This is a genomic window from Enhygromyxa salina (assembly GCF_002994615.1).
GTDB lineage: Bacteria > Myxococcota_A > Polyangia > Nannocystales > Nannocystaceae > Plesiocystis > Plesiocystis salina_A.
Genome location: NZ_PVNK01000185.1, coordinates 1 through 7,641 on the forward strand (window position 1 = coordinate 1; position 7,641 = coordinate 7,641).

5 protein-coding genes and 1 pseudogene are annotated in these 7,641 nt (G+C 71.2%); 4 read left to right on the forward strand and 2 right to left on the reverse strand.

Annotated features, from left to right (window positions below; genetic code table 11):
* On the forward strand, nucleotides 1–837 hold an 837-nt coding region (locus ENSA5_RS21440; protein WP_106393544.1), incomplete at its 5' end, for a ParB/RepB/Spo0J family partition protein.
* A 689-nt stretch (nucleotides 838–1,526) separates the two neighbouring features.
* On the forward strand, nucleotides 1,527–2,246 hold the full coding sequence (locus ENSA5_RS21445; protein WP_258182954.1) for a TIGR02266 family protein: 720 nt from the start codon (nucleotides 1,527–1,529) through the stop codon (nucleotides 2,244–2,246).
* Nucleotides 2,247–2,265: 19 nt separating this feature from the next.
* Here ENSA5_RS21445 and folD read toward each other — a convergent pair whose 3' ends face one another.
* The gene (gene folD / locus ENSA5_RS21450) at nucleotides 2,266–3,126 is read right to left on the reverse strand and encodes a bifunctional methylenetetrahydrofolate dehydrogenase/methenyltetrahydrofolate cyclohydrolase FolD (RefSeq protein WP_106393546.1); all 861 of its coding nucleotides are present in this window, start codon (nucleotides 3,124–3,126) and stop codon (nucleotides 2,266–2,268) included.
* A gap of 9 nt (nucleotides 3,127–3,135) precedes the next feature.
* Here folD and ENSA5_RS39305 point away from each other — a divergent pair, with 9 nt between their 5' ends.
* Complete coding sequence (locus ENSA5_RS39305) at nucleotides 3,136–3,360, forward strand: hypothetical protein (protein WP_258182955.1); 225 nt, start codon at nucleotides 3,136–3,138, stop codon at nucleotides 3,358–3,360.
* Nucleotides 3,361–3,386: 26 nt separating this feature from the next.
* Here ENSA5_RS39305 and ENSA5_RS39310 read toward each other — a convergent pair.
* Nucleotides 3,387–3,527 (reverse strand): annotated as a pseudogene (locus ENSA5_RS39310) (FmdB family zinc ribbon protein); the annotation flags it as partial.
* 182 nt (nucleotides 3,528–3,709) lie between these two features.
* Here ENSA5_RS39310 and ENSA5_RS21460 point away from each other — a divergent pair.
* Entirely contained in the window at nucleotides 3,710–7,309 is a 3,600-nt protein-coding gene (locus ENSA5_RS21460) for a tetratricopeptide repeat protein (RefSeq protein WP_146155955.1), read from the forward strand.
* The last annotated feature ends 332 nt before the right edge of the window (nucleotides 7,310–7,641 follow it).

Sequence of the window (7,641 nt, forward strand, 5' to 3'; positions counted from 1 at the left end):
CCCTCGGCCGATCCGAGCGGCGTGCCCAAGCAGCTGCCGATCGAAGCGATCGAGGCCAACCGCGATCAGCCCCGCAAGCGCTTCGACGAAACGCGCCTGCGCGAGCTCGCGGCGAGCATCGAGTCGCAGGGCATCATCCAGCCGATCGTCGTCGTGCCCGTCCCCGACCCGGCGCCTGATCAGCCGCGCTACCAGATCCTCGCCGGCGAGCGCCGCTGGCGGGCCGCCCAGCTCGCCGGGCTCCAGACCGTCCCGGTGGTCATCCGCGAGACCCCCGAAGGCGATCGCCTCGAGCTGGCGCTGGTCGAGAACCTCCAGCGCGCCGACCTCGATCCGATCGAGGAGGCGCGGGCCTTCGAAGGCCTGATCGAGCAGTGCGGCTACACCCAGGTCGAGCTGGCCCAGCGCGTCGGCAAGGAGCGCAGCACCGTCGCCAACGCCCTGCGCCTCCTGAGGCTGCCAACCCAGGTCCAGGAGCTGCTCGTCGACGGTCAACTCGGCATGGGCCACGCCCGCGCCTTGCTCGGGCTCGAGCGCGACGCACAGATGCGCGAGCTCGCGCTCGAGGTCGTGCGCAAGGGCCTGAGCGTCCGCCAGACCGAGGCCGAGGTTCGCCGTCGGGTCCGCCCCCCGTCAGCCAAGCCCGAGCTCGACGACGACGCCCGGCGCCACGCGATCATCGTGCGCGATCTCGAGGCTCGGATCCGTCGCCACCTCGGGGTCCAGGCCCGGCTCCGAACCGGCAAGTCGCCCAAGGGTCCGGGCACGATCGAGCTGCCCTACACCGATCTCGACGAGCTTCAACGCCTGCTTCGCCAGCTGTTGGGCGAGAGCTAGGTCCGAAGCAACCGGCAGCGACTCTGCCACGCACGGCCGCAAGCGGCCGGTCGCTCGCTCGCTCCGCTCCCTCCCTCGGTGGGCTGGGATGAGCTTCGCAGTCGTTTGCGTGGCCCCCTGAAAGGGGGCTTCTTTGGACCCCCCCACAACCGGCAGCGACCTTCGCAGTGGTTGCGTGGGCCCCTCGAAGGGGGCTTCTTTAGACCCCCCCGGCCGTCAGCGACTCTGCCACGCACGGCCGCAAGCGGCCGGTCGTTCGGTCGCTGCGCTCCCTCTCTCGGTGGGCTGGGATGAGCTTCGCAGTCGTTTGCGTGGCCCCCTGAAAGGGGGCTTCTTTGGACCCCCCCTCACAACCGGCAGCGACCTTCGCAGGGGTTGCGTGGGCCCCTCGAAGGGGGCTCGGGTTTTTTGGACGCCCACAACCGGCAGCGACCTTCGCAGTGACCTTCGCAGGGGTTGCGTGGGCCCCTCGAAGAGGGCTCGGGCTCGGACACTTGTTTCCTGGATCCGTGGGACGCGCGACGCGCGGAAGAGTCGAGTACCACGTGTCTGAGAGTTCCTGGCACAGCTCCAGACCCGCGCTCGTTCGGCGCAGTTTTTGTCCGAGTTCAGAGGATGGCTGCTATCTTCGCCCCGATGTACGATCGGCCGCAGAGCACCCTCGTCGCGCAGGGGTTGCCGTCTTGAGCGTGGGACCCAACGAGGCGCAGGTCGAGCGAGCACCCCGCGTGGGCATGGTCCTCGAGGTCCGCTATCGCAACGCGGGTCAGTTCCTGGTCTCGTACTGCACCAATCTGTCGCGCGGTGGGCTGTTCGTCAGCACCCACGAGCCCGAGCCGGTCGGGACCGAGCTGGTCCTGTCGCTGCGGGTCCCCGATCGCAAGCTGCCGGTCACGCTGCGCGCCCGGGTCCAGTGGAACCGGACCGAGGACGAGGCGGACGGACCGGCCGGGATGGGCCTGAGCTTCGCCGACGTCGACGGCGTGCTCGGCGAGCACATCGATCAGCTGGTCACCAACGCCGAGCCCCTGAGCATCGCGCTCGTCGGCCGCAGCGACCACGCCTCGGCGCACCTCCACGCGCTGCTGCGCTCGCTCGTGACCTGCCAGACCCGCCAGCTGGCCTTGCGCCCCGGAGTCGTCCAGCTCATCGGCCAGGTCGATCTGCTCGTGATCGATGTCGACGGCGATCCAAACAACGCGCTCGACCTCATCCTCAATCTTCAGCAGCGGACCGAGAAGCCGCCGATCCTCGCGCTGTGTGGGGCCCGCGATCCCGAGCTGCGCGCACGGGTCAGCCGCCACGCGCGCATCGTCCCAACCCCCGTCGACAAGCGCGAGCTCCAGCTCAAGGTGCTCGAGACCCTCGGCCAGGTCCAATTCGTCCGGACCTCGATCCCCGATTTTTGAGCAGCCGTCGCGCGCCCGGTCAGGCCTGTTCGGCGGCTGAGACCACGTTGGCCAGGAGACAGGCGATGGTCATCGGCCCGACGCCCCCCGGGACCGGTGTGATCGAGCCGGCTCGCGCGGCCGCGGCCTCGTACTCGACGTCACCGAGCAGCTTGGGCTTGGGTCCGCCAGCGTCGACGCGGTTCATGCCGACGTCGATGACGCAGGCGCCCGCGCGGATCCACTCGCCGCGGATGAGCTCGGGCCGCCCGACCGCCGCGACGATGATGTCGGCGCGGCGGACCTCGGCCTCGAGATCTTGGGTCCGCGAGTGGGCGATGGTCACGGTCGCGTTGGCGTGGAGCAGCAGCTGCGCGACCGGCTTGCCGACGATGTTCGAGCGACCCACGACCAGCGCCCGCTTGCCCGAGGGGTCGACGCCCGCGTGCTCAATCAAGCGCATGCAGCCCTGGGGCGTGCACGCGACGAAGCGCGGCGTGCCCAGCATCAGGAGGCCGAGGTTGTCCGGATGAAAGCCGTCGACGTCCTTGCGCGGGTCGACGCTCCGCAGGACCCGCTGCTCGTCGACGCCCGCTGGCAGCGGCAGCTGAACCAAGATCCCGTGGACGGCGTCGTCTCGGTTGAGCTCGTCGATCCGCGCGAGCAGCTCGTCGGTGGTCGTCGTCGCCGGGAGGCGGTGATCGGCCGTGGCGATGCCGACCTTGGCCGCGCGCCGCTCCTTGCTGCGGACATAGATCTTGGACGCCGGGTCGTCTCCGACGAGCACGACGGCGAGACAGGGCGTGGCGCCGCGCGCCTTGCAAGCCTCGACTCGCCCGGCGAGCTGATCGAGCAGCTGCTTGGACAGCGCCTTGCCGTCGAGGATCGTCGCGCCGCTCATGCCGCCGAGTTGGAGCTCGAGCTCGAGCTCGACGAGCCCGTCGAGCCGCTCGAGCCCGAAGAAGAGGACGACGACGACGACGATGACGATGACCCATCCGAGCTCGACCCACCCGAGCTGCCGCCATCGGACCCGCCCGCTTTCGCGCCGCTCGAGTCGGAGCTGCTCGAGCTGCTCGAGCCCGAGCCCCCACCCGAGCCCCCGCCGGTGTCGCCTGGCTTGGAGCTCGCGTAGAGATCTTTGTACCAACCGCCTCCCTTGAGGTGGAACGCGGCCGCGGTCATGAGCTTGCTCAGGGACCCACCACAGCTTCCGCAGGTCTCGAGCGGGGGATCGCTCATCTTCTGGAGGTGCTCCTCCTGGGCCCCACAGTCTGCGCAACGATAGCGGTAAATCGGCATCGCGGCCGACTGTAGGCTCGTCGGCGGCGAGGTCAACCCCGGGCCCGCACAGCTCCGCGAGTCGCGCAGCCCCGGCTCCGCTCGCGCGGGGAACAGATCGCGCGCTCGCGCGTCCTGGGGCCACGGCGCGGCCCGCCAAATCTGTCACCGCGCTCACCTCCCACGCCTGCTAGGATCGCCCTGTGCCGCGCTCGCGCGTACCGACCTGGCCTCTTCCACGGCCCTCATCCAGCCCCAAGGTCGCGACCACCGCGGGCTTGCTCGGGCTGTCGCTCGCGTTGTTGCTCGGTCCGGCGCCGCCCGTCGAGGCCTCCCCGCCCGAGGACGACTGGACGATCGAGACCCGGCCCGACGACGAGAAGCTCGTCAAGCAGCGCTTCACCAAGCTCAAGGCCAACCCCTTCGACGGCAAGCAGTGGCGAGCGCTCGAGAAGGCCCTCGGCCGCGGCGGCCTGATCCGCCGGATCGAGTCGGCCTCGGATCGCGCCCCGAGCAACGTCGCGCTCCAGATCCTCCGAGCCAAGGGCGAGATGCTCCAAGGTGACGCCCAGGCCGCCGCTGAGCGCCTCGCCAAGCTCGACGGCAAGTCGAGCAAGTGGGACCGGCGCGTGTTCGACATGCGCGTCGACGCGCTCGAGCAAGCCAAGTCCTGGGCCGACGCCATCGACGCGCTCGCGGCCAAGGCCAAGTCCGCCCCCAAAGAGGCCGAGCGTCTGCTCGAGCGCGCCCACAAGCTCGCCGACCGCGCCTCGATGCACGATCGCGCCCTCGAGCTCGCCGAGACGCTCGCAGCCAAGAAGCCCAACGATGCGAGCGCGCTCGTCCGCGTAGCCCGGGCCGCGCGCGCGGCCGGAGAGCACGCCGCGTCGGACGCCGCCTACGAAAAAGCGATCGCCAAAGCCAAGGGTGACGCGCGCAACGAGCTCGTCGCCGAGCGCGCCCGCGCCCAGATCGACGCTGGCAACACCAGCGACGCGGCCAAGCTGCTGTGGGATCTGCTCGACGACACCAAGCGCGGCCGCGCCGACCAACGCGAGAGCTGGTGGGACGACCTCGAGACCTGCTACCGCAAGGAGGCCCGCTCGGAGGTGCTCGTCGACGAGCTCGAGACCTGGCTCGAGGACCCCAAGCACGGCAAGGAGGTCGGCGGGTGGCAGGCCCTGGCGAGGGCGCAAAAGGCCGCCGGTCAAAACCCGATCCCCGCGCTCAAGCGCGCGATCGATCTCGCGCCGCGCGACCCCGTCGCCCGCGCGGCGCTGATCGAAGCGCTCGAGGAGCAGGGCCAGTCCGAGGCCGCGCTCGAGCAGTATCGCGAGCTGCGGGGCCGCAGCCCCGAAGAGGTCAGGCTCGGGCTCGAGATGGCCGAGCGCCTCGTCACCAACGGCGAGCGCGACACCGGGCTCGAGATCGCGGGTGAGATCCGCCAAAACGGCGCCCGCGACCGCGACACCCTGCTGCTACTGATCGAGTTCTACAACAACGTCGACGAGCGCGACCTCGCGCTCGAGACCGCGAAGTCCCTGGTCAAGGTCGCGGGCCGCAGCCCCGAGGCTCGCATCGCCCTCGGCGAGCAGCTGTGGGAGATGGGCCAGCGCAAGGAGGCCCTCGCGCAGTGGGAGCAGCTGCCCAAGCTGGTCCGCCCGGGCCACCTCGGCTGGTACCGCCACGCCGAGATCCTCGCCGACCACTCGCTCATGGATCGGGGCCTGCGAGACACCGCCCTCGACTCGCTCGAGAAGGCGCTCGGCTCGAGGCCCAACGAGCCAACCTACCTGCGGCTGCAGGCCATGCTCGAAGAGGAGCGCAACCGGCCCGACCGCGCGCTCGAGATCTGGGAGAAGGTCCGCGACGTCGCCCAGGAGCCCGCGCAGGAGCTGCTGCGGGCCGAAGCGCGCACCCGCATCGTCGAGCTGCTCGCGGGCCCCGGTCTGCCCAATCGGTCCGAGAAGCGCGCCAAGGCGGTCGCGGCGGCCGAGGCCGCGCTCGGCAAGGGCCCCTCGCCCGAGGCGCTCGAGGCCGGGCTGTTCCTCGCCGAGCTGTACTCGCGCGAGGAGAACTACAGCGGCGCGGTCCAGATGTACACCAAGCTCCGGGACCTGTTCCCGAGCGACCCCGACCGCCTCATGGAGCTCGCGATCGCCCAACGTCGGGCCGGCCTACCCAGCGAGGCCGTGCGCACGCTGGAGAAGCTGCTGCCGCTGTCGCCCTCGCGCGAGGTCGACGTCCTCGTCATGCTGACCGAGCTCTCCCACGAGCTCGACAAGCCCGAGGAGGCTCGCCAGGCGGCCATCAACGCGCTCGAGCAGGGCTCCAGCGGCATCCGGGCGCTGCTGCGCCTCGGCGAGCTCAGCGAGCGTCGCGGCGAGATCGACCAGGCGATGTGGTGCTACCAGACGGTGCTCGACGCCCACCCCGACCACGCGCGCACGCGCATGCGCCTGGCCGAGCTCCAGCTGACGACCGGCGACATCGAGGGCGCGGCCAGGAGCTTCCGCGATCTGCTCGAGGCTGGTGGACCCAGTGACCTCATGCGCGAGGCCGGCGCCCGCGCCCTCGATCTCGCCGAGGTCACCGACTCGATCGACGAGGTCCTCGAGCTCGCGGTCAAGCGAACGAAGCGCGAGCCCAACGCCGACGAGCCCCGCGATTTCCTGCTCTCGACCCTCGACCGGGTCGACTACGCTCAGGTCGAGCTGTGGCTCCGCGACGGGGCCAAGGTCCGCGACGACAACCGCATCGCCGCGATGCGCCGACCGCTGGTCGCCGCGCTGTCCCGCGGCTCGATCAACAACCGGATGAGCGCGGCCGAGCACCTCGGCGAGCTCGGCCTGCCCGACACCGCCGTCCACCTCGCCCGGACCGGCGCCAACCTCCAGCCTCCGCGCAACGCGACCCACGCCGTCCGCCAGCGCTTCATCGCGGCCCGCGTCGCTGCGACCCACGCGGCCGGCGAGCTCGACGATCCCGAGTCGATCCCGGTCATGGCCGAGATGGTCGACGACCGCGGGGTCGAAGCCCCGATCCGGCACGCCGCGTTTTGGGCCCTGGCCCGCAGCAGCAACGCGAGCGCGGCCGGGCCCCTGCGCCGGAGGATCCGCGCCAGCGACGACGAGATCGCCATCACGCTCTCGTGCCTCGGCCTCGCGCGGCTGTCGCGAGACGATCAGCGAGTCGAGGATCTGGTCGTCATCGACCGCATCGCCCGCGAGTCCACGCGGCTCTCGGTTCGGCGCGCGTGCACCTTCGCCGCCGCGGCGCTGACGCCCGATTTTCGCGTTGTCCGCCTTCACCCCCAGCTCCACGACGAAGACCCCTTCGTGGCGGCGATCGCCGCATGGCGCATCGGCCAGATCGATCGGACCAAGCTCCGCGACGACGGCGTCGAGGCCCTGTTTCACCTCTACTTCGGCCCCGGGGGCCTGGCCCGGGACGCGGCCATCGCCAGCCTCGCGCGCCTCCTCGGCCCCGAGCCGGGCCCGGGCGGGGTCTCGACCCCGCCCGTTCCCCGCCAGCGCACCTGGGACACGGTCGTCGAGCGCTGGCTCGTCGACCACCTCGCGCCGAGCGTCGCGGCGCTCGAGCCGAGCGATCTCGACGGCCAGCTCCCCCGTGTCCTCGCCGCCTGGCGAGCCAGCATGACCGGGACCCGAGCCGAGCTCAGCGCGGCCCGCCAGGCCGCCCGAGCCTGCGACGCGGCGCCCAGCGTGCCCTCCGCGGGTGATGAGCCCGAGACCCTGTGCCTCGAACCCCTCGTGCGCGGAAGCGTCGACATTCCACGATGAGCGGGCGCGAGCGGGCGCGAGCACCCGCTCAGCCAGGACCGCGCTCCGCTCCACACCTGAACACCCGCTTCGATCGACCCACGCTCGAGTCTCGCGTCGGGCATCGGTTGACAAGGTCTGGCGTGCGGCGCGAGGATTCGTCCACATGGAACTAGGCCTCGCGTGCCCGGTCTGCGGCCAACTGAACATGATCCGGTCCACGAGCTGCACTCGCTGTGGCACCGTGTTGGCTCCCGCAGCGCAGGCGCAGGCGCCCGCAGCCGGGCCACCCCCCGGACCTTCCCCCGGAGCTGCCCCCAGCTCGCCGCTCCAAGATCAACCTCCCCCAATGG